This window comes from Haloferax gibbonsii ATCC 33959, assembly GCF_000336775.1.
GTDB lineage: Archaea > Halobacteriota > Halobacteria > Halobacteriales > Haloferacaceae > Haloferax > Haloferax gibbonsii.
On sequence record NZ_AOLJ01000022.1, the window covers coordinates 58,349 to 83,114 of the forward strand.

Sequence of the window (24,766 nt, forward strand, 5' to 3'; positions counted from 1 at the left end):
CTGCGAGTCGCGCCGATTAGAACGTGCTGAGTTCGCCTTCGATGGTCCGACGGGTGATGTCGGTCACGTTCGCGAGTTCGCGGTCGACGATTGCGACGACCTCGTCTTCGATGTCGGCGACGGTGACGCCCTCGTCCGTGATGACTTTCGCGTCGGCGACGTGCGGCTCGTCGATGGGGCGGCCGATCTGCGAGAGCAGGCGGACCTGCAGGTCGCGGATGCCGTCGACCTCGGCGACGACCGTCTCGGCGATGTGGGTCGAAAGCAGGTTGTAAATCTTCCCGATGTGGTTGACGGGGTTCTTGCCGGAGGTCGCCTCCATGCTCATCGGGCGGTTCGGCGTGATGAGGCCGTTGGCGCGGTTGCCGCGGCCGACGGAGCCGTCGTCGCCCTGCTCGGCGGACGTGCCGGTCGTGGTGAGGTAGATGGAGCCCTCCTCGTAGTCGTCGGCGGTGTTGACCTCGACGTTGACCTCGCGGTCGGTGTAGTCGGTGGCGAGCTCGGAGACGAACTCGCGGACGTCGTCGACGGCGGCGACGTAGTCGTCGATGTCCTCGATGTGTTTGTCGACCATGGCGGCGGCGACGGTCACGTCGATGACGTCGCCCTCGCGCTTGCCCATGAGCTTGATGTCCTGTCCGAGTTCGGGGTGGTCGTCGCCGTAGGCCGCGCCGTTGAGGGCGCGCTCGGCTTCGAGGACGATCTGTTCCGTCTCGGTCAGGGGGGCGTGGCCGACGCCGAAGCTCGTGTCGTTCGCCATCGGGACCTGCTGGGTCTCCTCGCCGAACACGTCCTGGAGGTCGCCGGAGCCCTCGCCGAGCTTCACGTCGACGATGATGTCCGTGCCCACGTCGAGCCCGGGGATGTTCTCGTTGAGGTACTCGCGGGCGGCCCGGAGCGCCGTCGAATCCACGGGAATCTTCTCGCCGTCGTACTCCTTCGTGGCGCGGCCGACGATGAGGAGATAGATGGGTTCGATGACCTCGCCGCCGCCGAAGGCGGGCGCGGCCGTGCCGGCGACGAGCTGGGTCTCGTCGGTGTTGTAGTGAAGCACCTTGCCGACGCGGTCGAGATAGAGGTTCGAGAGGGCGCGGGAGACGCTCTCGGCGATACCGTCGGAGATGGAGTCAGGGTGCCCGATGCCCTTTCGCTCGACGATTTCGACCTCCTGGTCCTCGACCGCGCGCTTGTCGGCGGATTCGAGGCGGATATTTCGGTCGCTCATTGGCGGGACGTACCCGGCGGGCGGTTCTATAACTTGCGGAAACCTTTGGCCACACTCGTATTACCTGAGAGTATGCTCGGGCAGTATCTGCCGAGAGAACGGACGCCTGCGGGAGCCGACGACCCGACTACTCCTCGGGCGCGCCCAGCAGCATCCCGAGGTAGGAGGTCCGAATCTGGTCGTCGGGGTCGAGACCGAGGTCGCGGAGGACGGCGAACGCCCCCTCGCGGGCGTCGTCGACGCCGGACTCGACCTCGACTTCGACCTCCACGAACTCGCCGAGTCCCGCCACCGAATCGAGCGAGACGGTGTAGCCGTCGAGGGCGAACCGCTCGCGGTCCTTCTCGACGGTCGCGGCGGAGTCGAAACCGACGGCCTCGCAGATGGCGTCCATCGTCTCGCCGTCCTCGACGCCCGTCTCGTACTCCCGGCGGGTCTTCGACGACTCGTCGACGAGCGGTCCCTTGTAGGTGACGACGGTCTCCTCGTCGGCGAGGTCGCCGCCCTCGTAGCGCGACTCGCGCCGGAGTCGAAGCGCCTCGTCGGTCTCGGCGAAGTCCCTGTGCGGGGCGTCGTAGTAGGTGTCCGTCTGGGCGACGCGGTTGACCTGCTCGGCTTCGGTCGCGTCGAGTCGCTCCCGAACCGCGTCGTGGTCCGCGCGCACCTTGACCTCGACTTCGTACATGCTTCGACCGGCGCGTCCGGGGGGCAAAAACCTCGGTGACTCGCGCCGGCGACCCCTCAGTATCGAGGTATTTGTTACCTTTTATCATGCAAGACCGCGTAGTACGACGGGAGTATGAGCCAAGAGACGCCGAACCCGGCCACCGCAGTAGAACAGCGCGTCGGCGAGGCCGCCGACTACGAAATCACGGGTCGCGTCATCCTCACCGCGATGGCGAGCGGGTTCGTCGGGACGGTGTTGATGCTCCCCGTCCTCGTCGGCATCCCCGAACTCCTCGGCCTCTTCACGACCGGGCCGATTACGCGATTCGCCGGGATGGCGGCGTTCTTCGGCTACGAACCGACGCTCGCCCTCGGTGCGTTCCTCTTCGGCATCGGCGGGGTCATCGTCCTCCCGGTGACGTTCGTCGTCGTCGGGGCGTTCCTCCCGCCGGAGTCGCCGGAGTACCTCCGCGGCGTGTCGTTCGCGACGCTCTACTGGGTCGGGTTCGTGCCGGCGTTCTGGCCGCAGGCCGACGCGTTCGTCATCCTCTCGTTCCTCGTGTTCTCGCTTCTGGCCCACTGGGTGTACGGCCTCTCGCTCGGCTACCTGCTCGACCTGTTCGCGGGCATCCCGCAACACGAGGTCTGACCGGGCGTCGCCGGCGGTCGGGCTCTCCGTCGTCCACCGTCGCCCGCGACCCCGACCGCCGTCCGTTCTGTTCTCTTCTTTCGCCGAGCGACCGGAAACGTCCGTTCGAGGCCGGTCACCACCGACTTCTCCGAAACAATAATCATCACGAACGTTAATTATACTATTTGGGTGGTGTTATCAATGGTCACGGAACTCGTACCGGCGGCCGCGTTCCCGCTCCAGTCGGGGTTGGTCCCGCGAGGGACGCGCACGTTCGTCTTCGAAAGCATCTTCGAGGTGTTCCTGCTCTTGGGGACGCTCGTCGGGGTCGTCGTCGTGGGGTACATGCTCTACAACGCGTACAAGTATCGCTCCGGCTCCGGAAACGGTCACATCGACGACGAGGACCGCCTCGTCCTCGGGGAACTCCCGTCGGGGAGCGGCGGCGGGCGAAAGCTGTTCACTTCGTTTTTCATGAGCATGATAATCGTCGTCTCGCTGGTCTCGTGGACGTACCTGACGCTCCTGTACGTCGAGGAGGGCCCCTCCGACGCCGAGTCGCTCGACGTCGAGGTCGAGGGCTACCAGTTCGGCTGGCGCTTTACCTATCCGAACGGCCATACCACCGACGGCGTGCTCCGGGTCCCCGCTGACCGGCCCGTCCAGCTGACGATTACCACCGCGGACGTGTTCCACAACTTCGGCATCACGGAGTTACGCGTCAAGTCCGACGCCATCCCCGGCCAGGAGACCGAGACGTGGTTCACCGCCGACGAGCCCGGGACCTACACCGCCCAGTGTTACGAACTCTGCGGGGCGGGCCACTCCTACATGTCCGCCGAGGTCATCGTGATGCCGCCCGACGAGTACGAGGCGTGGTACGCGAACACGACCGCGGATAACGCGACCGCGAGCGAGTCGAGCGCCGATGAATCGGTCGCCGCGAAATCGAGTCTCCGACCGGCGGTGGTCCCATGACCGACGCGTCTCCCGGAGGGGACGCCGCGGCCGACGGGGGCCACGAGGTCGCCCGCGGCGGCGACGACCACGACTTCCCCGGCACGGGGAGCATCAAGCGCTGGTTCGTCACGACGAACCACAAGGACGTCGGCATCCTCTACATCGTCACGTCGCTTTTCTTCCTCGTGCTCGGCGGCGTCCTCGCGTGGCTGATGCGCATCCAACTGCTCGCCCCGCGGGCGCTCGGCGAGGGGATTCTCGCGCCCGTCGCGTACAACCAGGCCGTCTCGGCCCACGGGCTGTTGATGGTGTTCTGGTTCCTCTCGCCGTTCGCGTTCGGCTTCGCCAACTACGTCGTCCCGCTCCAACTCGGCGCGAAGGACCTCGCGTTCCCGCGGCTCAACGCGCTGTCGTACTGGCTCTATCTCTTTTCTGGCATCCTGTTCGGCGTCTCGTTCTTCCAAGGGGGGACGTTCTCCGGCGGGTGGACGATGTACGCCCCGCTGAACGTCCCGACGTTCACGCCGGACGTGGGGGCGTCGACGGCCGTCCTGGCGCTCGTGCTGTTCGTCGCCTCGGTCACCGTCTCGTCGGTCAACTTCCTGACGACGATGCACCGAATGCGCGCCGAGGGGCTGACGCTCCGGAACGTCCCGCTGTTTAGCTGGACGATTCTCCTGACGGCGTGGATGATGCTGTTCGCCTTCGCGGCGCTTCTGGCGGCGCTCTTGGTGCTCTCGTCGGACCGCCTGCTCGGGACGACCTACTTCGCCATGGAGTCGCCGGCGGGGGCGCTCCTGTGGACGCACCTGTTTTGGTTCTTCGGCCACCCCGAGGTGTACATCGTCTTCTTCCCGGCGCTCGGCGTCATGGCGGAGGTGTTCCAGACGTTCCCCGGCCGCCGCATCGTCGGCCGCAAGTGGTTCATCCTCGCGATGGTGCTCGTCGCCATCCAGAGCTTCGCCGTCTGGATGCACCACATGTTCCTGACGAGCATCAACCTGCAGGTGAAGACCCTGTTCATGATCACCACTATCGGAATCTCCCTGCCGTTCGACCTGATGGTGTTCGCGCTCATCTACACGATGCTGAAGGGGAAGATACGCTTCACGACGCCGTTCCTGTTCGTCTTCGGGGCGCTCCTGTTGTTCATCATCGGCGGCATCACCGGCGTCTTCCTCGGCGCGGTCGTCCTCGACTACGAGTTCCGCGGCACCTACTGGGTCGTCGCCCACTTCCACTACGTGATGGTCGGCGGAGTGACGGCCCTCGTCGGCGGCCTCTACTACTGGTTCCCGAAGATGACCGGCCGGATGTACGACGAGTTCCTCGGCAAACTCCACTTCGCCGTCTACTTCGTCGGCTTCAACCTGCTGTACTTCCCGCTTTTCGTCGCGTGGGAGACGCCCCGCCGCGTGTTCGACTACGCGCCCGAACTCGCGCCGTGGCACCAGCTCGCCACCGTCGGCGGGTTCGTCCTCGGGCTGTCGTTCCTCATCATGTTCTACAACCTGTTCAAGAGCGCCTTCGTCGGCGACCCCGCGCCCGACAACCCGTGGGAGTACGCGACCACGGCCGAGTGGGCCGTCTCGTCGCCGCCGCCGCTTGAGAACTTCGACGGGACGCCGACCTACCGCGACGGCCACCTCGAATTCATCGACGACGGCGAGGTCGCGCCGAGCGAGGAGCGTTCCGGCGGGCCGACCGGTGCGGCCGTCTCCGACGGCGGCGTCACCGCGTCGGCGACGAGAGCGGTCACCGCGGACGCGGAACTGCCGACCGCCGAAGCGACCGAAGTCGAGGGACCGAGTCACGCGAGCATCTGGCCGTTCGTCCTCTCGGCCGGCGCGTTCCTCGTCCTCCTCGGCCTCTCGCCGCTCCAAGACGCCGCGTTCCCCGAGGGGATGGTCGGGGCCGCCTACGCGACCACGGCGGTCGCGGGCGGCGTCGTCACCCTCGGGTCGCTCGTCGCCATGGGGCTCGAACCGTTCCACGGCCCGGTCTTCGAGGAGGGCGAGGCGTGGCCCTTCGCCGGCATCGACAACGGCAAGGTCGGGATGTGGATATTCCTCGCGTCCGACGTGGTGCTGTTCGGCGGCTTCCTCGGGGCCTACGTGTTCACCCGGGTCGCCTTCGGCTGGACCGGCTGGGAGCCGATTCCGTCGGACCCGATTCCCGGGCTCGTGAACACCTACATCCTGCTCACGAGCAGTTTCACGGTCGTGCTCGCGCTCGTCGCGGCCGAGAAGAAACACAAGTGGGGGCTCGTGACGAGCCTCGGGGCCACGTTCGTCCTCGGCATCGGCTTCCTCGTCAACAAGGGGCTGGAGTGGCAGCACCTGTTCCACGAGGGGCTGTGGCTCTCGACGAACGTCCGCGCCTCGACGTTCTTCCTCACGACGGGCCTCCACGCCGCTCACGTCATCGCGGGGCTCGTCGTCGCACTGTACCTGACCGCGCGCGCCTGGCGGGGCGCGTACCTCGAAGACAGCCGCTCGGTGGAGTACTTCGGCCTCTACTGGCACTTCGTCGACATCGTCTGGCTGTTCCTGTTCCCGCTGTTCTACATCCTGTGAGGTGACAGAAATGGTATCAACGAAACTCTATACGGCGATTTACGCGGTGTTGTTCGTCTCGGCGACCGTCCAGGTGCTGGTCGAGTTCGCCGGGCTGAGTTACTGGCTGGCCTTCGGCGTCATCATGGTCCTGTCGGCCGCGAAGGCGGTGCTGGTCGCGGCGTACTTCCAGCACCTCCGGTTCGAGCCGCGCTCGCTGACGTATCTGGTCGGCATCGGCCTCGTGGCCGCGCTGGCGCTCACGCTCGCGGCGTCGTACTCGCTCCTGTGACCGTGCGAGCCGACTCCCATCCCCACTGGCGCTCCCGCGAAACCCTCACTGCGGTCGGCTACGCCCTCCTGTTTTCGGTCCCCGTCGGCGTCGGCGTGACCGTCATGATGACCCGCGTCGCGCCCGGCGGACTCACCGACCCGCTCGTCGTCGGTCCCGGTCTCGTGCTCGCGGTGGCAGTCTTCGCGCTCGTCGTCGCCGCCGCGACGACCGGCGAGAACGCGGCCTGACTGGGCGCTATTCGTCTCTTTCTGTGGCTCTGTCGAACTCGTTAGAAGCTGATAGAACTGTGTGATACAGACAGGGAACACACGTATCTCCGGCGAATATACGTTCTGTCGGAGAAATAAGTCGGTATGGAACGAAACAGGGCGCTTACCGTTTACCTCATTGTTCCGTGTCTACTCTATGGTTCCGCGTTCGTTATCGTGTTAACTCAGTTTTCGGATGTAGTTGATACCAACACTCTGAGGATGTCACACACGACATTTGCGGTGGTTATGGCGATAGTGCTCCTCGTGAAAAGAGACGAACTGTCTGCCGATAACTAAGCGCCCTCTATTCAGCACGACCGCAGAAAACCATCCGTAACTGAGGGCTTCGACAGAATCTCTTTTTCCTCCTCCGCACTCGCACGTACCTTCTTTGACTCTGCCGTGGTAACACTACGCATGAATCGGACTACCGTCGCACTCGCGGCCGCCTTCGGAGCAGTCGTCCTCGGACTCGCGGTCCTCCTCGGCTCGGAGGCGGTCGGCGCAAGCGAATCGTTCGTCGTGGTCGGCGGCGTCGTCGCGCTGGCCGGCGTCGGCGTCCTCACCGGCGTCGTGATGCGCCTGCCCGACCCCGCCGAAGGTGAACACGGCGGGGACAGCGGTCACGCCTGAACTCTCCGGCCCCGTCACAGGCTGAACCCGACGACCGCGAGCAGGAACAGCGCCGTGAAGACCACTCCGAGCGCGCCAGCGACCTTCAGGTGATAGACGAACAGCTCTTCGTCCTCTGCCTCGACCGCGGCCTCGTACGCCGCGGCTTCGCCGTCACTCAGTCCCTCGTGCGCGTCGCCGACGTGGAGGTCTCGGAGTCGCTCCCGGCGGAACGGGCGGTCGCAGTAGGGACACGTCGCCGCCGCGGTCTCGCCGCCGGGGACGACGGTCTCGGGGACGACGGCCGATTTCTCGCGGTTCACCCTGCGACACCCCCGACCGTCGGCTGGGCGACGACCCAGAGGCTCGCCATCGTGTAGCCGACCGTGACGGCGACGAAGGGGTACTCGCTCCGGAGCGGTTGCAGGCGACCCGGAAAGAGGTCGAACGCGCGGGCGTGGGCGACCCACACCGAAAGCAGGTGACCGAGGACGACGAACGCCAACTGGAGGCCGCCGAACCACGCCGGAACGACCAGCACCGAGGGGTTCGCGGGCGGCGACAGCGGCGAGGCCGCGACCGCGACCAGCGCGGGCGCGAGGCCGACGACGTAGCCGAGGAAGTGCGCGAGGTGGTAGCCGGCGGCGATGGGGACCAACGCGGGCGCGAACCAACCGGCGACGAAGCCGACGGTCACGTACGTGTCGGCGGTTCCGCGGGCGACTCGCGCCGCCAGCCGGTAGCCGCCGAGGAAGACGAGAAAGCCGGCGACGATTCCGACGAGGTTCGCGAGCCACGCGGGAACCGGAGCCGCGGCGTCGAGGACGCGACCCCACGCGACGGTGACGACGAGGCCGTCGAACGTCGTCACCCAGAGGAGCGCGACGACAAAGGCCACGTCGTCGGCTCCCAGTCGCTCGCGGGCGCGCGCCAGTCCCGCGCCGGGAACCGAAACCGAGAGGCCGCTGTCGTCGCCCCGCTGGACCGGAGCGAGCAGGCCGTACAGCCGGAACACCCGAGCGACAGGGTCGGCGCGGCGGAACCACACGTCGCCGTAGACGACCGCGCCGCCGACAGTAAGCAGGCTGTACGCGACGACCACGGCCGCGAGCGCCCGCGGGTCCGCCGCGAGCGGGCTGACGACCTCCAGCCAGACGAGTCCGAGCAGGCCGGCGACGCTCGGCCACGACCCGAGCCGGTCGGGGTACGACCGCGACAGCCCCAACGTCTCCCTGAACCGACCTCGAAGCGCCGCGCCGAGCGTCCGCCACGGGTTCACGAGCGGCCACGCGTTCCCGACGAGGTAGGTGACCATCGTGAATCCGGCCCACCAGCCGACCCAGACGAGCAGGACGCCGAGGTTGGCGATGCCGACGGGCGGTCCGAACAGCCCGAAGCCGACGACGAGGACGAGCGCGGCGACGCCGAGTAGTTTGAGTGCGACCGCCGCGGTTGCGACGGCCCCGGCGAGTCCTCTGATTCGGACGCCGACCCGCTCGAAGGCGTCGAGCGTCTCGTCGTCGGTGACGAACGCCGACAGCAGGAAGGAGACGCAGACGACGCCGCCGCCGGAGACGACGACGAGCCAGAACGGGGCCGGAACCGAGCGGAGCGACCCGGCCAGCGAGCCGGCGTGCGCGAGCGCCGGAGCCGAAAAGGTGAGCGACGCGACTGCCAGCGCGACTGTCCAGACGGCACCGCGTCGAACCGCAACGCCGACCGCGGAGCCGTCGCGCTCGCTCATCGTCGCGCCCGCTCCGCAAGCGACGGTCCGAACGCGAGTAGGGCCGCGGCGACGACGAACACCAGCGTCGAGATGTCGACCGAAAGCGCCCGGAGTGCGCTCACGACGCCGGTGCCGCCGGCCGCGCCCGCGACCAGACCGCCGACGAGCGGGAAGGTACAGCCGACACACGAAACGAGCCCGAGCGCCCCCGAGAGCGCGCTCTTCGCCGCGTCGAGGACCGCGGCGTAGACGAGGTACGCGAGCGCGAGGTAGCCGGCGACGCGGTACGGGACGAACGTCCCGGAGACGACTTCGCCGGCGTAGCCGACCCGCGGACCCCACCCCGGCGCGGCGAGCGAGAACTGCCAGCCGGTCGGGTGCCGCGCGGTCGCGACGTGTCCGTGGCTCCCGCCGAGGAGCGCGGCGAAGTCAACGGACACCAACCCGGCCAGCGACGCGAGGGTCACGAAGTACGCGACGGCGACTCCCCCGGCGGCGAGTCGCGCTCGGCCGCTCGCTCGCGGCGGGTCGGTCCAGAGAACGGCCGCCGCGCCGACGGTTATCCAGACGAACGGGTAGAACAGGTACCGGAGGCTCTCGACGCGCTCCGGCGCGGCGTAGAGGTACGCCCCGACGGCGAGCGCCTCGACCCAGCAGAGCGCCGCGAGCCACCACAACCGCGGCGCGTGTCGCGGGTCGAGTCGCCCCGCGTACGAGGTCGCCATCTCAGAGGAGGCCCACCAACCTGAGGGCGACGCCGACGATGAACAGCAGGCCGAGGACCCACGACCCGAGGAGCGCCGCCTGCGACCGCGCCAGCCCGCGCCCCCGCGCGGCGTGGTACGTCCCGTAGAAGAGGTACGCGACGACGACCCCGAGCGTCCCGGCGACGAGCGCCGGTCCGGCGACGTTCGTCACGCTCTCGGGGATGGCGCTCCCGCCGACGAACAGCACCGCCATCGCGCCGAAGCCGAGCGCCGCGAGGACGAAGACGAGCGACAGCACCGTCGGGTCGTCGGCCCAGCGACGCGAGTCGCTTCCGCTTCCGCTCCCGCTCCCCGCCGAACCCCCGCCGGTCGGAGTCGGAACGCTCGTGACGGAGTAGTGTCGCCAGCCGCGGCCGGTCAGAAACACGGTGAGCGCCAGCAGTACGACGCCGAGGACGAACCCGAGGAACAAGCCAGTCTGTGCCATGTGAACACGCCTCGTTTTCTATAACTATTGACAATGATATAAGCGATTCGACCCCACAGCGGCCCTCGGGGTCGAGTTCCCGTGCGTCGGCCGCCTCGAACGCGTCGCGGCGGCGAAACGTGATTCTTAAGGGTCGCACGAGTCACGTAGCGTGTATGAGCGACGAACAGCAGGCGGAGGCCGAGCAGGTCGATGAAGAGGTCGAGTCCGGTATTCAGGACGGCGACTTCGTCCGCCTCGCGTACACGGTGCGAACGATCGAGGACGGCGACGTCGTCGACACGACGGACAAAGAAGTGGCCGAAGAGGCCGAGATCGACGTCGAGGGCTACGAGTTCGAGCCCCGCGTCGTCATCGTCGGTGCCGGCCACGTCTTCCCCGAGGTCGACGAGGCACTCATCGGCGCCGAGGCCGGCGACGAGGGGACCGTCGAGATTCCGGCGGTCGACGCCTTCGGCGAGTACGACGAGGACGACGTGCGCACGGTCAGCGCCAACAAGATCGACGAGGACGACCGCTACCCCGGTGCGCAGGTCACCATCGACGGCGAGCAGGGCCGTCTGGAGACCATCATCGGCGGTCGCGCCCGCGTCAACTTCAACCACCCCCTCGCCGGCGAGGACCTCGAATACGAGTACGAAGTGCTCGAACTCGTCGACGACCGCGAGGAGCAGGCCTCCGGCCTCCTCGGCATGTACCTCCAGCAGGCCCCCGAAGTCTGGATTCAGACGGACGAGGTCGAAGAGGAGCAGGTCGTCGAGTCCGACGACGACGAGGATGAGGACGCCGAGCCCGAGACGGAGACCGTCACCGTCGAGAAGGACACGCTCTACATCGAGGCGACGCCCCAGATGACGATGAACCAGCAGTGGATGTTCTCCAAGCAGCAGATCGCGCAGGACATCATGCAGCGGCTGGACATCGACCGCGTCATCGTCCAGGAGACCATCGAGGGCGGCATGGGCGGCATGGGCGGCCTCGGCGGTATGATGGGCGGCGCGGGCGGCGCCGACATCGAAGAGGCCATCGAGGACGTCGACATCGACGCCGACGAACTCGCCGCGGAACTCGACGCCGACGAAGAGTAAGCGAGTCCGCCGCCCTCGCCGTCTCGGCGAATCGGCGGCTTCTTGATACTCGCCTTCCGACCGCCTCGTAGCTATGGCTTCGTCAGACGACGACGCGACGGCCGAGTTCCGCGACCTCACAGACGTGAAAGTCGCACTCGTCGCCGGGCTCTGTACCGTCGCATTGACGCTCTCGCTCAAGTACGGCGCCGGAATCGAGGTGCCGTTCATCTACCGTCTCTCCCCGCTCGCACCGTACTTCGCCTACGTCTTCTCCCGCGGCGCGGCGCTGTCCGCCCGGACGTGGATGGCGCTCATCGCGGCCGTCACGCTCGGCACGTTCGGGTTCTTCGCGCTCTGAGCGGCGACTCGGCCTCGCTCAGGCGATGTCGCGGCTGGTGTCGACGGTGACGCGCTCCGCCAGCCGAAGCTTGATGGTCTCGTCGAGTGCGCGGCCCCCGCGGAACTTGGGGACTGCGAGGCGGTTGACGATTTCCGAGCCGTCTATCTTCGTGTCGAGGTCGAACACCACGTCGGCCATGTGTTCGGTCAGGTCGCGGTTGTCCGGGACCGACTCGCCTTTCAGCCCGTGGAGGACGGTCAGCCCGCGGGTGTTGACCATGTGCGTCTGCAGGTCGTTGAGGAACTTCCGGTAGCGAGCGCCCTCGCTTCGTTCGAGCACGTCAACCACGTCGATGACGAGGTTCGCGCCCTCCGGGAGGTCGCGGACCAGACTGCTCGCCGTGTCGAGCGGCGCGTCGCCGCCCACGTCGCGCACGGTGGGGTTTCCGGTCGGACCGGGGTTCCGTTCGAGCGCGTCGGTGACGGCCTCGGCCGAGCGAATCGTCGTCAGCCACAGCGTCCCCCGCGTGGTCGTCAGTTCGTGTAAGAACAGTTCGGACTGGCTGGCCGGGTCGGCGGCGAGGAGGACGATGCTCCCCGCGGGAATGCCCCCGCCGAGTTGGCGGTCGAGCACGTCGATTCCCGTCGCCAGTCGAGACATACTCCAGTGTAAGGAAGTCGCTCATATTACTTCTTCCCCGGTATCCTGTCGGCGATTCGACGGTACGCGGCCCGAACTGTCGGACGGGTGAGAACTGGCGACGACTCCTCCGGAACGGTCCCGAGCACCGGCGCGCCCACGAGGTCGGACACCGCCTCGGGAGCCATTCGTGACCGCGAGACGACACATCCGACGACGGGGGTGCCGAGCGCCCGCGCCATCGCGGCCGTCTTGGCGGCGTCGCGGAGCGCCGGCGCGCACAGCGGCGACACGACGACCACGGCGTCGGCGACGCGGAGCGGGACGGCGGCATCGGGCCCAGCGCCCGCGGGGCAGTCGACGACCGCGCGACGTTCGTCGTCCGCGGCGGTACGAAGCCACCGCTCGAAGGCGTCGTCGTCGATTCCGGCGGGTGCCGGGAGCACGGAAACGGTCGAGTCGGTCGGGTGCGACCGAACCGAAGGTTCGCACACCGATTTGCCCGAGACGGCGTCCACTCGGCGCTCAACGCCGGCCATCGCGTGGAGGTTCGGCATGTCCCTGTCGGCGTCGACGGCGAGCACCGGGCCGTCGAGCGCGCTCGCCAGTCCGAGGGTCGTGGTGGTCTTGCCGCTGCCGCCCTTACCGCCCGCGATTGCCAACATAGCCGGGGCTGGCCCCGGCTTGGTACTTGAACCTGCGGCGAAAACGGGCCGCGTCGAGTTGGCCTCAGTCGTTACAGCAGCCGCCGGCCTCGCCGCCGAAGTCGACCGCGAGCGGCTCCGAGATGGCCTCGTTAATCTTCTCCAACTCGCCGACGAGTTCGGCCTGCGCGAGGAGGTACTCCTCCATCACGGGCTCGGAGTGGAGCTCTTCTTGGGCCGCTTGGACCTTTCGGAGCCCCTCTTGGGTCGCTTCGCCCATCTGTCGGGCCACGTTGAACTCCTCGCGGAGCTGGTTGAACTCCGTGATGAGTTCCTGCACGTCGTCGTCGGCTTCGACGGCGGCCTTCGCCTCCTCGTAGGCTTCGTACTTCGGATGGTCGGCGATGGCCTCGCCGAGTTCGCGCCCGAGTTCTTCGAGCCGCGTCGTCTGCGTGCTCATAGCCGCGCGTTGGGGTGCGAGCGGTTTCAACCTGCCGAACGGGGAAGGAGAAGGGGCGAGCGGTCGACCCCGCGGAGGGCTCAGACGTGGGACTCGACGAACGCGACCACGTCCTGCAGTTCGTCCGGGCTGACGCCGTGAGGCGCGCCGTAGAGGTTCGCGGTCACGTCCGCGCCGAGTTCGCGGAGGCGGTCGGCCGCGCGTTCGACCCGCGAGGACGGGATGATTTGGTCCATCGACCCGCCGCCGACGAACACCGGCTTGCCGGCGATGCCCTCGGGTTCGAGGTCGGCGTGGGAGTCCGCGAGATACCCGTGGAGCGCGACGACCCACGCGTAGTCGTCGGGGTCGTCGAGGAGGAGCGAGAGGCTGGTAATCGCGCCCTGGCTGAACCCGAGGAGGCCGATTCGGTCGGGGTCGATGTCGTACGCCTCGACCGCTCCGGCGATAGCCTCGCGGACGAGGTTCCGCGAGCGTTCGAACTGCTCGGCGTGGGGCTGGCTCTGGTGGAGGCCGCCCTCCGAGAGGTCGAGTTCGTACCACGTGTAGCCGCCCTGCAGGCGGTCGGGCGCGCGGAGGCTCACGACGTGGACGTGGTCGGGGAACTCCTGTGCGATAGACAGGAGGTCCTGTTCGTTCGAGCCGCGGCCGTGGAGCAGGACGACGGCGGGAGCCGGCCCGTCGCCCGGTTCCGACGGTTCGACGTGGACGTGTTCGAGAGGGATGTCGGACATGGACGGCGGTAGGCCGCGGCGAGTCTTGAATCCCCGAGTGACAACGGGGCAACCGGGTGACGCCGCCGTCGACGCCGCGGTTCGCTTCGGCGTGCGTGCGGGTGTGTGACGCTCATTCGTGGGGAAGCGCGGTGGTTAAACGGCTCCGTCCGCAACGATGGGGCAATGAGTCAGGACGCCACCTCGGAGGGAGACCTTCGAAACACCGGGATGTCGCTCAAGCACGACCGGGAGTGGGACTACGAACTCGAACAGATCGTCGAAGCCATCGAGGAGCGCGACGCCAAGCGCGTCGGCCTCCAGTTCCCCGAGGGACTGAAGCGCCGCGGCCCGGCGGTCGCCGACGACCTCCGACAGCTCTGCGACGACGACGTGACGTTCATGCTCTCCGGCCAGCCGTGCTACGGCGCGTGCGACCTCGACACCTACCTCATGCGGCGGACCGACGTGTTCGTCCACTTCGGCCACTCGCCGATGAAGGAGTCGGACAAAATCATCTACGTCCCGCTGTTCTCCAACGTCGACCCCTTCCCCATCATGGAGGACGCGCTCGACGACATCGAGGGCGACGAGGTCGGTCTCGTCACCACCGCCCAGCACATGAACCGCTTCGAGGACATGTGCGACTGGCTCGAAGAGCGCGGCTACACCGTCCAGACCCGCAAGGGCGACGACCGCCTCACCTACGAGGGACAGGTCCTCGGCTGCAACTACGCCTCCGCGGACATCCCGGCGGACGACGTGCTCTACGTCGGCGGCGGCAAGTTCCACCCGCTCGGCCTCGCGATGGAACACCCCGACAAGAACGTCGTCATCGCCGACCCCGTCAACAACGTCGTCACCATCGCCGACACGCGGAAGTTCATGAAACAGCGCTACGCCTCGGTCCACAAGGCGATGGACGCCGAGAAGTGGGGCGTCATCTTCTGTACGAAAATCGGCCAGGGTCGCATGGAAATCGCCGAGAAGATTCTGGAGGACAACGAGAACGCCTACCTCATCACGATGGACGAGGTGACGCCGGACCGCCTCCGCAACTTCGACATGGACGCGTTCGTCAACACCGGCTGTCCGCGCATCACGACCGACGACGGCCCGCGGTTCCACAAGCCGATGCTGACGCCGCAGGAGTACCGCATCGCCGTCGGCGACGAGCCGCTCGACTCCCTGGAGTTCGACACGTTCCACGGCACCTGGTAGCCCGAGACTCTCGGTGAGCGCCCCGCCCCGGCGCGTGGCTCTCGCGACGCCGCCGAGGGGAGCGTCCTGTTTCGACTCTTCCGCCTCGCTTCGGACGTATCCGATTTCCTGACAGTCCATCCAGAATACCTATACGGGTCGCCATTCGACGGACACGTATGGTCCCTCCACGAACACGAACCGCCCTCCTGAGCCTGCTCGGCGTCCTCGCGCTCGCGGGAACCGCCGCCGCGCAGAACCTCGAATCCGCACAGCAACTTTCGCCGGTGTTCCGCGCCGGCGGAAGCTTCCTCATCGACCTCGTCGTCGGCGGCATCCTCGTCGCGGCGGCCCCGGCGTACACCAGAGACGCCATCGCCGAGATTCGGGACGACCCCGGCGGGTCGTTCCTCTGGGGTCTCGGCGTCGGCATCGGCGGACTCATCGTCCTCGTCCTCCTCGCAATCACCATCATCGGCCTCCTCGTGGCGATTCCGGGGTTCCTCGCGTTCATTCTCCTCAGTATCGTCGGGAGCGCGCTCGCAACCGTTCTCCTCGGGTCGCTCGTGACCGGCGTCGCCTCCGGCGGGCCGCCCTCGCTGGGCGTCTCGCTCGTCGTCGGCGCGCTCGTCGCGGCGGTCCTGTCGCTCGTCCCCATCATCGGCGGCGTCATCCTGTTCGTCGTCGACACGCTCGGGCTCGGCGTCATCGGACGCAACCTCTACCGCTCGTGGTCCTGACCCCGCGCCGACGCTTCTGACAGGCGACTCTCAGGAGCCACCACAACATTCAGGGTACCGGTAGCGAATGGGTCAGACAGATGCCGACGACCCACCTCTCCGTCCTCGGACTCGACGTGCAGCGGGTCGTCACCCCGCTCGAAGCAGGCGACGTCGATGCCGACCGGGTTCGTCTGGTCCGCGACGAGGCCGACCCCGAGCAGGGTCGCGACCCGGACGACTGCGCACCCGGCGCGCCGCGAGCGAGCGCACACGCCGCGAAAGCCGTCAGCGAACGGCTCGCCGGTCGGGGAACGCTCGACGAGGCACGGCTCCCCTTCACCGGCTCTTTCGAGGAGCTGTACGCCGCGACGACCGACCTGCTCCGCGAGGCGGCCGCGGACGGCGACGTACGGGTGAACCTCGCCGGCGCGCCCCCGCAGGTCGCCGCCGCCTTCTACGCCGCGCGAACCGCCCTCGTCGACGGCGGCGAACTCGACCGCGGGACCGTCTCGCTTCTGACCGTCCCCGCGACCGACCGTCCCGACCTCGCCGCCATCGACGACCTCCGGGCCCTCGTTTCCGACGTCGAGACCGCGTCCGACGCGTTCGCCGAGTTCCGCCGCGTCGCCGACGGCCCCGCGGCCGCCGACGTCGCCCGACAGCTCCGAATCGCCCTGTCGGACCTGCGAGACGCGCTCGCCGAGGCCAGCGGCGAATCTCGGTCACGTCCGAACTCCCGCGCCGGCCGAACCGCGGGCGCTCGCGGGGCGCGCTCCAACGGTGACTCGCCGCTCGGCGCGATGAGTTCCTACGTCGGGCGCGCCCGCGAGCAGCTCGCGGACCTCGTCGAGTCCGAGGCACCCCGCCCGGACCCCGAGGACACGCGCGACCCGAACGCGGTGCTCGATGCGCTCGACGCGTGGCTCGACGACGAGAGCCGCCTGCTCGCGTCGGTCGAGGAGAACCCCGGCGAACTGGTCGCCCGCTTCCGAACGAGCTGTGAGGCGCGCTTCGGGAAGTTCGAAGACCGGGCGACCATCGAGCTGTTCGAGTCGCTCGACCGCTTCGAGGCGCACCTCGACGCCTATCTGGACGCCCGGGCGCAGCTCTCGGCCGCCGCCGGCCCGGTCGCCGAGCGGACGACGGACCTCACCGAACGGGCCGCCGAGGCCGCGACGAGCCTCTCGGAGCTCGACGAGGCGGGCCACGCGACGGGCGAGTCACCTCTCGAACTCGACGGCCACGCGCTCTCGCCGCTGGGCGACCTCGAAGCCACGATTCTGTCCGTCCTCGCCGGCGGCCCGCCGCGCTCCCGCCAGCGGACGCGTCGCGCGGTCGCCGCCGAACTCCGCGAGCGCGCCGAACACCACGGCATCGTCGCCGGCGCGCGCGACGAGGAGACGTGGTCGGCCTTCGATTCGTTCTGCGTGGGCGTCGCTCGCGATAGCGTGACCGGCGACCGATTCGAAAAGCGGCTCTCGAACGCGCTCGCCCCGCGCCTCGACGTGGCCGTCGAGGGACTCACCGCGAACGGGTTCGTCACGACGCGCGAGCGGGAACGCGGCCGCGACGCGCTCGAACCCACGGACGCGGGTCGGCTCTGGACGTCGACGACCGACTGGGAGTCGTTCCGAGAGACCGTCGTCGACGACCTGCTCCGCGACTGCGTCGAACGCGACGAGGGCGTCGCGGACGCGTAGCGCGGCACGGTCCGATTCTCAGACCGCGCCCTCGATGAACGACACGGCATCCTCCGGTGAGTTGCACGGTTCGAACCCGTCGAGCGAGCCGACCTGCTGGGTTCTGAGCCCGGCCGCGGGGCGGTCGAAGACGTTGGCGTAGCCGATTTCCGAGAGGGTTCCGCCGCCGCCGTCGATGGCGATGACGGCGTCTCCGTTCATGGCGACGAGCGCGTTTCTCGCGTGGCCGAGACCGGTCGCGACGGCGATATCGACGTAGGGGTTCGCCTCGTCGCGGTCCTCTCCCGGGAGGACGCCGATGGTCGTGCCGCCGGCGTCTTTTGCGCCGCGGCAAGCTGCCTCCATGACGCCGCCGAGACCGCCGCAGACGACCGTGTGGCCGCGCTGAGCGAGCAGGCGGCCCACGTCTTCGGCCATAGTTTCGACCGGGTCGGGGACGACGCTGCCGCCGACGACGCTCACGCGCACGGCGAACCCTCCGCTCCGCGCTCTGCGGTGTCCGCTCGGCGCTCGCCGTGGTGACTGATTGCTGCGGGCATGGAGTATCGGACCGCGTCGAAGAAGATAAGTGCGGGGCCGCGTCGGTGTTCGGTCTCGTCAGAACTCGTCTGTTCGCCGTGCGTCGTCGTCCAGCGGGGAAACCGCTTCCCACGCACCGCACGCGCGCATCGTCCGAGCCATCGACGAGAAATCCGCCGTTTGTTTGTGAGTTCTTGACATGGTAATTGATGCCATGTGTGCCTACACTAAATATCTTGTCGGGGTACTACCTTATACACCACATACACCACCAGATTCTATTGCGTTCTACGGTATTTTCTCGTATCGTACGGAAATCGTCCGAATTCTCGGACGCGCCACCGACGAGTGTCGCCCTCGGCGGCGACTGTCGCGACGGGTCGAACGCGAGAGAGCGCAACGCTTAGTCCCCCCGCGCGAGGACACGTGTCTATGACAGTCAGCGACTGGAGCGACTGGCTCCCGCGCGCGGTCGAGTCGGCCGATCCCGAGACGGTGGCCATCTGGTATCTGGGATGCAACGGGTTCGTCATCAAGGGCAGCGAGGGCACGACGCTGTTCGTCGACCCGTACGTCGGCATCGGCGACCCGCCGCGGACGGTCCGCATGATTCCCGTCCCGTTCGACCCCGAGGACGTGACCGAGGCCGACGCGGTCCTCGCCACGCACGAGCATACTGACCACGTCCACGGCCCGAGTCAGGCACCTATCCTCGAGAACACGGGCGCGACGTTCGTCGCCCCCGACGACTCGCTCGCCGTCGCCTACGACGACGAGGCGTGGTTCGACGACTACGACCTCTCCGACGACCAGTTCGAGGAGGTCACCGAGGGCGACAGCGTCGAAATCGGCGAGTTCACGGTCCACGTCGAGCCCGCCTACGACCCCGACGCGAGCCACCCGGTCGCCTACGTCTTCGAACACGAGTCCGGCACGTTCATCCACGGCGGCGACACCAAGCCCGCCGAGGAGTTCGCCGACATCGGCGAGCGATACGACCTCGACCTCGGCATCCTCGCGTTCGGGACCATCGGCAACATCCCCGACAAGGAGACGGGCGAGCCGATTCGAACGAAGTGGTACAACGACGAGAACCAGATTATCGAGGCCGCCAGCGACCTCGACCTCGACCGCCTCGTGCCGACCCACTGGGACATGTGGAAGGGCATGACCGCCGACCCGAAGGTGCTGCACCACCACGCAAAGAGCTTCGAGGCCCCGCGCTCGCTCGACCTCGTCGAAATCGGCGACCGCGTCGACCTCTGAGGTCGCGTCCAGAACCGCGTTTCCCGCGACGGCCCTTTTAGCGACGGTCGACACAGGCGGACAGTCACCGCGTCGAAACGGTCGAATCGAGAGACCGCGGCGGGGTAGCCCCACGGCCCCCGGTTGTTTTATAATGGATGTCGGGAAAGTGGCGGCCATGAGCCGCGAGTCCGAAGGGGTTACATCGGTTTCCGACGGCGAGGTTACGGTCGAAAAGACCTTCGCCGCCGACGAGTTTCCCGTTCCCGCTATCAAGTTCGTCATCAGTTCGACGCGAGACGAGGCGACCCGAATCCGGGTCATCGACCGCATTCCGGAGTCGTTTCCCATGGAGAGCGTCGGGTTCCACCCCGAGTTCGAGAGCGACAACTGGACGGCCTACAAGGACCACCGCGTCGAGTACGAGCGGACGCTCGACCCCGGCGAGGAACTCGTGACGGTCTACGGCATCCGCATCACCGACGGCCACGACCAGACGGATTTCCTCGAAGAGCCGACGCTCGAACGCATCCCGGTCGACGGCGGTATCGACCCCGACGACATCGACGACATCCTCGGCGAGGACCGCAGTCAGCTCGTTCGAGACGTGCTCGCGGGGAACCGCGAACCGCTCCACGACGAGTCAGACGCCGACGCGGATGGCGAGGACGAAGGGGAAGTCGTCCTCGAAGAACCCGCCGCCGACGAGCCCGTTGAGGCCGAACTAGAGGCCGAACTGGAGAGCGAAGCCGAGGCGAGTTCCGCCGCGTCCGACGGTTCCGAACTCATCGACGACGAGCCGACCGACGACGACCTCGCGGCCGCCTTCGAGGGGGAAGACGACGGGGACAGCGAGGCGGGCGAGGTCAGCCAGGTCGACGCCGACGTTCTCGGCGACGACGCGGAAGTCGACGACGCGGAAACCGACGACGACACCGCCGAACCGACCGGCCCGCGCGCGGTCGCCACCGACACCGCGCCGGCCGTCACCGCGCACCTCGAACAGCCCGATGTCGATGCCGACGCCGCGGGCGACGCCGGTGCGGACGCCACCGCTGACGCGGACGCCGAACCGTCGGACAGCGAGTCGGGTGAGGTCGACGACGCGGACGCGGCCGGAAGCGCACCAGCGGCCGACGCGGACAGCCTCGTCGGGGGGCTCGCCGCCGAGATTCGGTCCGGCGCGGCCGACGAGGAGGACATCGAAGTCCTGCGCGAGGCGGTCGACGCCGAGACGCGCCGGAGCACCGACGTTCGCATCCGCCGCCTCCAGTCGCAGATGGAGGACCTCGCGGCGTACTCCGACGCGCTCGCCGAGTTCATCGACGAGGAGGGGACGGGGAGCGAACTCGTCTCCGAGTTCCGCGCCGAGATGACCGCGTTCCGCGAGGACCTCGACGCCCTCGACTCGATGGTCGACGGCGCGGTCGAGTCGGTCGACGACGCGACCTCTCGGCTCGACGCGGCCGAGGAGACCATCGCCGCGGTCGACGAGCGCTCCGACCGCGTGGCGACGCGAGTCGCGGACGCCGAAGGTCGCCTCGACGACCACGACGGCCGGCTCGAAGGCCTCGCGTCCGACCTCGAAACCGCGGACGGCACGCTCGACGACCACCACGGCTGGCTCGAATCCCACAACGAGCAGTTCGAGGCCGTCGAGGGCCGCCTCGACGACCACGACGGTCGGTTCGAGGACCACGACGAGCGGCTCGAAACCGCCTCGCGGAACATCGACGCCGGCTCCGCGCGCCTCGACAGCGTCGAGGAGACGCTCGCCAAGCGCGAGGAGGAACTCGTGACGGTCCGCGAGCGCCTCGACGACATCGCCGGTCGGTTAGACGAGACCGTCGAGCGGCTCGAAGGGACCGAAAACAGCGCCGCGGAAGCGACCGAACAGGCCTCGACGCTCCACGCCGAGGTCGGCGACATCCGCGAGGACATCGCCGAACTCGACGGAGATATCGTGGAGACGCGCGAGGCCCTCGACGACCGCCTCGCGGACGTTCAATCGCGGGTCGAAGACGCCGCGGCCGACGAGGAAATCGAGTCCCTGCGCGACGACATCCAAGAGCTAAACGACACCGTCGCCGAACTCGAAACCTTCCGCGAACGCCTCGCGGGAGCGTTCGGAACCGGCATGGGTGGCGGGCCGGCCGCCGGCGGCGACGGCGACGCGGAGTAGTCCGGTCGAGTTCCCTCCCGAGAGACGTTTTCCCGAAGCGCAACCTGTTTAGCGGGCCGTCCCGACGTTCCGATGATGACAGAGACGGTGCGCGTCGCTGTTCCGCGAAAGGGTCGCCCCCTCGAAGCGGTGCTCGAACGGTTCGCCACGACCGAGAGCATCGCCGAGGTGGCGGACGAAATCACCTCGACGCTCCGATACGAGAAGTCGGTCACGAAGGGCCATACCCAGCCGGAACGCGACGTGTACGAGCGACTCGCGGACTACAGCGACCTCTCGGACCCGGCCGCGCCGGAGTACACGCTCCTGCGCGACGACCGAGACGGCATGCCGCGGCGCATCGTCTTCGACAGCGTCGTCCTCGAAATCGACGGGGTCGACATTCACCTCGTCGGGCGCGAGGAGCCGTTCCGCGCGCTCCGGACCCACGAGTTCGGTCTCGGCTTCGACAGCGCCGACCTCGTGCTCGAAGAGGTCGTCAAGCTCCGCCCCGAGGGCCTCGGGAGCATCGAGGACGTGAACGCCCGCATCGACCCGATGGACACCGACGTTCGGGTCGTCTCCGGCCTCGGCGACACGGTCTATCACACGCTCATGGCCGACCCCGAACTCCTCCCGCCGGGCTCCGAACTCGACCGCGACTTCGTCGCGGACTACGAGGGCGAACTGTGTATCTCGCCGCGCTACGAGCGCCTCGTGGAGGCGGTCCTCGGCACGCGGTGTCTCGACGACGTGACGTTCGCGTATCCGAACGGCGCGCCCGAAGAAGAGGCCGCCATCGCGGAGACCGGTCTCGGCGTCTACCTCACGATGACCGGGTCGACCGCCCGCGAGCACGGGCTCGTCCTCGGCGAACACCTGTTCCCGAGCGAGACGGTCCTGATGGAGAACGTCGCGGAGGCGACGCCGGCCGCGGAAACCGTCAAGCGGGCCATCGCGTCGCCGGAGTTGGAGACCGAACTGAAGGTCTGACTACGTCGAACTCTCGTTTTTCGGGTCCGCGTCGCCGCAGAACATCAGCGTCGAGAGCGTCCGCGCCTCGAAGCCGCCGTCGTCGGTGAGCGAGACGGTCGTGTTCGACGCGTTGCAGTCGAACTGTGATTCTTCGACGGTGACTGCTTCGGTCGTTTCTTCGCCGGATTCGTTCCGCCGAGCGACGCGGAGCGTGACCTCGCGGGCTTCGGTCAGCGACGCGCCGACCCGCGCGCCGGGTTCGAGGCGGTAGGTGCCGCCGAAGGCGACCGCGCCCGCGGGCGTTTCGTAGGCGAATTCGACCGTCTCCGCCGCGTCGGTCGGGTTCACGACGGCGAGGCCGTGGGGCTTGGTGTCCTCGGTCGGGAGGGTTCCGTCGCCGAGCGCGACCGTGACCGCGCCGTCGGCCGCGACGGTGTGCGGCCCGCAAGCCATCCGCGTCGAGGCCCCGGAGACCGAGACACCGCCGTCGCCGGGCGAGAACGCGGTCCACGAGCGGTTACAGTCGAAGTCGGCCGGCCCGACTGACTCGGTCGCCTCGGCGTCCGAGGTGATGTCGGTAACCGTCAGTTCGTACTCCGCGGGAACGCGAAGCGAGACGTTTACCGTCGCGTCGCGGTCGAGTTCGTAGGTCTCCGTGTGGCCCGGCCCGAGCGGGCGAGAGACGTCGATGCGGGCGGTCCACGGCTCGTCGGTCGGATTTTCGAGGCGGACGTGGTGCGGTTTCAGCCGCCCGTCGTCGCTGGCGGGGCCGTCGCCGACGACTGCCGTGAGGCGCTCGCCGGTCGCGACCGAGACGGCGTCGACCGGCTCGGGCGTCGGCGTCGGGTCGGGAGTCGACTCAGTCGTCGAGTTTCCGTCGTCGTCAGCGTCGTCAGCGCCGTTGCCGGCGCTCGCGATACAGCCCGTCAGCGCCGCCGCGAGGCCGGTTCCGGCCGCGGCGAGGAGGGTTCGTCGTTGCACGTCTCTCCCAACGTGTAGGGGTCACTTCCCCCTGTGTATGGCTCAAACGCGCCTTTGAGTCCAGACCGCGCCGAGGCTCACGAGGACGGCGAGGACGACGCCGACGAGGAGAACGAGCGCGCCGGGACCGGCGAGGTAGGAGGCGACGAACTCCGCGACGCTCGGTTCGGGGGCGGCCGGAGCCGGCGCGGCGTACCGGACCTGCGGTCGCCGCGCGGTCCACAGCGCCTGCACGGCGACGCTACCGACCAGCGTGACGCCCACGCCGGCGACCAGCGTCCGGAGTCCGGAGGAGAGCTTCGACTCGGTCCGTTCCGCGCCCGCGAAGAGGACGACGGCCGAGCGGGTCGGGCCGTAGACGGCCATCTCGCGGCCCTGCGCGGACACCCACGTCGTCACGGGTTCTATCAGCTCGGCGTCGACCAGTCGCTCGACGTGGTAGCCGACGGTCTGGAGCGTCGTGTCGAGTTCGTCGGCCAGTTCCGAGGCGGGGCACGGGTTGTCGTAGACGGCGGCGAGGAGCCGTCTCGCGGTGGCCGACGAGAGCGCCGACAGAACCTCGTCCGCGTCGTCGTCGTCGAGTTCGACGAGAAGCGGGCTTAGGGACCGGTCTCGAACCGATGCTGCAGCGGGTTTCAGTGGGAGCAACGAACTCACGGTCTCGGCCGTCGTTCTCGCTCCGCGGATAAAGAGACGGGCATGAGTCAAGCGTCCGTTTGACCCTCGCCACTCGCGCGAGTACCGCTCTCCCGGAGTTAGTAGGTGCTAGCGGTACGCCGATGGCCGCTCGCGGGGTAGTACGACCGTGAACCAGAGTCGAACGAACCCAACGGAGGAACGGAGATGAACGGCGACGCGGTCCGGTACGAGAGCGACCACTTCAAGGCGACCGCCGGCTGCGGCGCCCGAAAGCAGAACCTGCAACTCGCCTTCTTCGACGCGCAGTATCCCGAACCGGAGCGGACGGCGGACGGTCTCCAGTCGGTCGAGAGCCAGACGATGAGCGCGCTCGAACGCGTCGAAGCGGCCGTCGAACGCTCGGGGCTCGAGTTAGACGACGTGCTTCGGACCACGGTCTACACGACGGACCTCGACCGAATCGATGCCATCGAGTCGGCATACGACGCCTATTTCGACGCCCGACGGCCGGCGATGACCGTCGTCGGCGTCTCCGAACTCCCGAACGACGCCACCGTCCAAATCGAGGCGACGGGCGTCAAACGATAGGTCGCGCGCCCACCAATTCAATATAGCGAGATACAGTTTACAAGTCGCGCTTCGG

The 24,766-nt window shown here is 68.1% G+C and carries 28 protein-coding genes; 15 read left to right on the top strand and 13 right to left on the bottom strand.

Translation table 11 applies throughout. The annotated features are described in order from the left end of the window. Positions 1 to 16: 16 nt before the first annotated feature. A complete protein-coding gene (locus tag C454_RS14150; RefSeq protein ID WP_004976683.1) occupies positions 17 to 1,225 on the bottom strand; it encodes a methionine adenosyltransferase in 1,209 nt (402 codons plus the stop codon). Positions 1,226 to 1,352: 127 nt separating this feature from the next. Then, complete coding sequence (gene cyaB, locus C454_RS14155) at positions 1,353 to 1,910, bottom strand: class IV adenylate cyclase (RefSeq protein ID WP_004976687.1); 558 nt, start codon at positions 1,908 to 1,910, stop codon at positions 1,353 to 1,355. A 114-nt stretch (positions 1,911 to 2,024) separates the two neighbouring features. Between cyaB and C454_RS14160 the strand changes: the two genes are divergently transcribed. The 6 genes from C454_RS14160 (at position 2,025) to C454_RS14190 (ending at position 7,216) form a co-directional block, all read left to right on the top strand. Next, positions 2,025 to 2,540, top strand: a complete 516-nt coding sequence (locus C454_RS14160) for a DUF6789 family protein (protein WP_004976689.1) — start codon at positions 2,025 to 2,027, stop codon at positions 2,538 to 2,540. A gap of 183 nt (positions 2,541 to 2,723) precedes the next feature. Next, the gene (coxB, locus tag C454_RS14165; RefSeq protein WP_004976692.1) at positions 2,724 to 3,500 is read left to right on the top strand and encodes a cytochrome c oxidase subunit II; all 777 of its coding nucleotides are present in this window, start codon (positions 2,724 to 2,726) and stop codon (positions 3,498 to 3,500) included. Further along, positions 3,497 to 6,058, top strand: a complete 2,562-nt coding sequence (locus C454_RS14170) for a cbb3-type cytochrome c oxidase subunit I (protein WP_004976700.1) — start codon at positions 3,497 to 3,499, stop codon at positions 6,056 to 6,058. Before coxB ends, C454_RS14170 begins: the two co-directional genes overlap by 4 nt. A 10-nt stretch (positions 6,059 to 6,068) precedes the next feature. Continuing rightward, positions 6,069 to 6,329 (top strand): cytochrome C oxidase subunit IV family protein, encoded by a 261-nt coding sequence (locus C454_RS14175; RefSeq protein ID WP_004976702.1) that lies wholly within the window; start codon positions 6,069 to 6,071, stop codon positions 6,327 to 6,329. Then, positions 6,326 to 6,559: a hypothetical protein gene (locus tag C454_RS14180; RefSeq protein ID WP_004976704.1), complete on the top strand. Its 234-nt coding sequence runs from the start codon at positions 6,326 to 6,328 to the stop codon at positions 6,557 to 6,559. Before C454_RS14175 ends, C454_RS14180 begins: the two co-directional genes overlap by 4 nt. Before the next feature lie 441 nt (positions 6,560 to 7,000). After that, positions 7,001 to 7,216, top strand: a complete 216-nt coding sequence (locus C454_RS14190; RefSeq protein ID WP_004976708.1) for a hypothetical protein — start codon at positions 7,001 to 7,003, stop codon at positions 7,214 to 7,216. A gap of 14 nt (positions 7,217 to 7,230) precedes the next feature. Here C454_RS14190 and C454_RS14195 read toward each other — a convergent pair whose 3' ends face one another. The 4 genes from C454_RS14195 to C454_RS14210 are packed head-to-tail and all read right to left on the bottom strand — an operon-like array spanning position 7,231 to position 10,115. Continuing rightward, a complete protein-coding gene (locus C454_RS14195) occupies positions 7,231 to 7,518 on the bottom strand; it encodes a DUF7410 domain-containing protein (RefSeq protein WP_004976710.1) in 288 nt (95 codons plus the stop codon). Then, entirely contained in the window at positions 7,515 to 8,939 is a 1,425-nt protein-coding gene (locus C454_RS14200) for a hypothetical protein (protein WP_004976713.1), read from the bottom strand. The genes C454_RS14195 and C454_RS14200 overlap by 4 nt, the downstream gene beginning before the upstream one ends. Next, a complete protein-coding gene (locus tag C454_RS14205) occupies positions 8,936 to 9,646 on the bottom strand; it encodes a DUF7546 family protein (protein ID WP_004976714.1) in 711 nt (236 codons plus the stop codon). The genes C454_RS14200 and C454_RS14205 overlap by 4 nt, the downstream gene beginning before the upstream one ends. A gap of 1 nt (position 9,647) precedes the next feature. Next, the gene (locus tag C454_RS14210) at positions 9,648 to 10,115 is read right to left on the bottom strand and encodes a hypothetical protein (RefSeq protein WP_004976716.1); all 468 of its coding nucleotides are present in this window, start codon (positions 10,113 to 10,115) and stop codon (positions 9,648 to 9,650) included. 155 nt (positions 10,116 to 10,270) lie between these two features. Between C454_RS14210 and C454_RS14215 the strand changes: the two genes are divergently transcribed. Together C454_RS14215 and C454_RS14220 are read left to right on the top strand one after the other, a co-directional pair. Then, positions 10,271 to 11,203 carry an FKBP-type peptidyl-prolyl cis-trans isomerase gene (locus tag C454_RS14215; RefSeq protein WP_004976719.1) on the top strand — a complete coding sequence of 311 codons (933 nt, stop codon included), beginning with the start codon at positions 10,271 to 10,273 and terminating at the stop codon, positions 11,201 to 11,203. 73 nt (positions 11,204 to 11,276) lie between these two features. Beyond that, positions 11,277 to 11,543 (top strand): hypothetical protein, encoded by a 267-nt coding sequence (locus tag C454_RS14220; protein ID WP_004976721.1) that lies wholly within the window; start codon positions 11,277 to 11,279, stop codon positions 11,541 to 11,543. A gap of 18 nt (positions 11,544 to 11,561) precedes the next feature. On the opposite strand, the gene C454_RS14225 is transcribed toward C454_RS14220, so the two are convergent. The 4 genes from C454_RS14225 to C454_RS14240 all read right to left on the bottom strand — a co-directional run bounded on the left by C454_RS14225 (position 11,562) and on the right by C454_RS14240 (position 14,002). Beyond that, the gene (locus C454_RS14225; RefSeq protein ID WP_004976723.1) at positions 11,562 to 12,185 is read right to left on the bottom strand and encodes an RAD55 family ATPase; all 624 of its coding nucleotides are present in this window, start codon (positions 12,183 to 12,185) and stop codon (positions 11,562 to 11,564) included. A 26-nt stretch (positions 12,186 to 12,211) separates the two neighbouring features. Further along, complete coding sequence (locus tag C454_RS14230; protein ID WP_004976727.1) at positions 12,212 to 12,829, bottom strand: MinD/ParA family ATP-binding protein; 618 nt, start codon at positions 12,827 to 12,829, stop codon at positions 12,212 to 12,214. A 64-nt stretch (positions 12,830 to 12,893) separates the two neighbouring features. Next, entirely contained in the window at positions 12,894 to 13,268 is a 375-nt protein-coding gene (locus C454_RS14235) for a YlbF family regulator (RefSeq protein ID WP_004976728.1), read from the bottom strand. An 80-nt stretch (positions 13,269 to 13,348) separates the two neighbouring features. Continuing rightward, entirely contained in the window at positions 13,349 to 14,002 is a 654-nt protein-coding gene (locus tag C454_RS14240) for an alpha/beta hydrolase (protein WP_004976730.1), read from the bottom strand. 165 nt (positions 14,003 to 14,167) lie between these two features. Between C454_RS14240 and dph2 the strand changes: the two genes are divergently transcribed. From dph2 to C454_RS14255, 3 genes are all read left to right on the top strand, one after another. Next, positions 14,168 to 15,202, top strand: a complete 1,035-nt coding sequence (gene dph2, locus C454_RS14245) for a diphthamide biosynthesis enzyme Dph2 (RefSeq protein WP_004976731.1) — start codon at positions 14,168 to 14,170, stop codon at positions 15,200 to 15,202. A gap of 158 nt (positions 15,203 to 15,360) precedes the next feature. Beyond that, a complete protein-coding gene (locus C454_RS14250) occupies positions 15,361 to 15,921 on the top strand; it encodes a hypothetical protein (protein ID WP_004976733.1) in 561 nt (186 codons plus the stop codon). Between the two features lie 80 nt (positions 15,922 to 16,001). Then, positions 16,002 to 17,603, top strand: a complete 1,602-nt coding sequence (locus tag C454_RS14255; protein ID WP_004976736.1) for a hypothetical protein — start codon at positions 16,002 to 16,004, stop codon at positions 17,601 to 17,603. Between the two features lie 18 nt (positions 17,604 to 17,621). Here C454_RS14255 and C454_RS14260 read toward each other — a convergent pair whose 3' ends face one another. Next, positions 17,622 to 18,071: a TIGR00725 family protein gene (locus tag C454_RS14260; RefSeq protein WP_049905193.1), complete on the bottom strand. Its 450-nt coding sequence runs from the start codon at positions 18,069 to 18,071 to the stop codon at positions 17,622 to 17,624. A 483-nt stretch (positions 18,072 to 18,554) separates the two neighbouring features. Here C454_RS14260 and C454_RS14270 point away from each other — a divergent pair, with 483 nt between their 5' ends. The 3 genes from C454_RS14270 (at position 18,555) to C454_RS14280 (ending at position 22,521) form a co-directional block, all read left to right on the top strand. After that, positions 18,555 to 19,388 (top strand): MBL fold metallo-hydrolase, encoded by an 834-nt coding sequence (locus tag C454_RS14270; protein ID WP_004976740.1) that lies wholly within the window; start codon positions 18,555 to 18,557, stop codon positions 19,386 to 19,388. Between the two features lie 157 nt (positions 19,389 to 19,545). After that, positions 19,546 to 21,549 (top strand): hypothetical protein, encoded by a 2,004-nt coding sequence (locus tag C454_RS14275; protein WP_049905194.1) that lies wholly within the window; start codon positions 19,546 to 19,548, stop codon positions 21,547 to 21,549. Positions 21,550 to 21,624: 75 nt separating this feature from the next. Further along, positions 21,625 to 22,521 (top strand): hypothetical protein, encoded by an 897-nt coding sequence (locus C454_RS14280; protein ID WP_004976743.1) that lies wholly within the window; start codon positions 21,625 to 21,627, stop codon positions 22,519 to 22,521. On the opposite strand, the gene C454_RS14285 is transcribed toward C454_RS14280, so the two are convergent. After that, positions 22,522 to 23,484 carry a hypothetical protein gene (locus tag C454_RS14285; protein WP_004976745.1) on the bottom strand — a complete coding sequence of 321 codons (963 nt, stop codon included), beginning with the start codon at positions 23,482 to 23,484 and terminating at the stop codon, positions 22,522 to 22,524. A 42-nt stretch (positions 23,485 to 23,526) separates the two neighbouring features. Then, entirely contained in the window at positions 23,527 to 24,141 is a 615-nt protein-coding gene (locus C454_RS14290) for an ArsR/SmtB family transcription factor (protein WP_004976746.1), read from the bottom strand. A gap of 186 nt (positions 24,142 to 24,327) precedes the next feature. On the opposite strand from C454_RS14290, the gene C454_RS14295 reads away from it, so the two are divergent. Further along, positions 24,328 to 24,711 carry a RidA family protein gene (locus tag C454_RS14295; protein ID WP_004976748.1) on the top strand — a complete coding sequence of 128 codons (384 nt, stop codon included), beginning with the start codon at positions 24,328 to 24,330 and terminating at the stop codon, positions 24,709 to 24,711. Positions 24,712 to 24,766 lie beyond the last annotated feature (55 nt).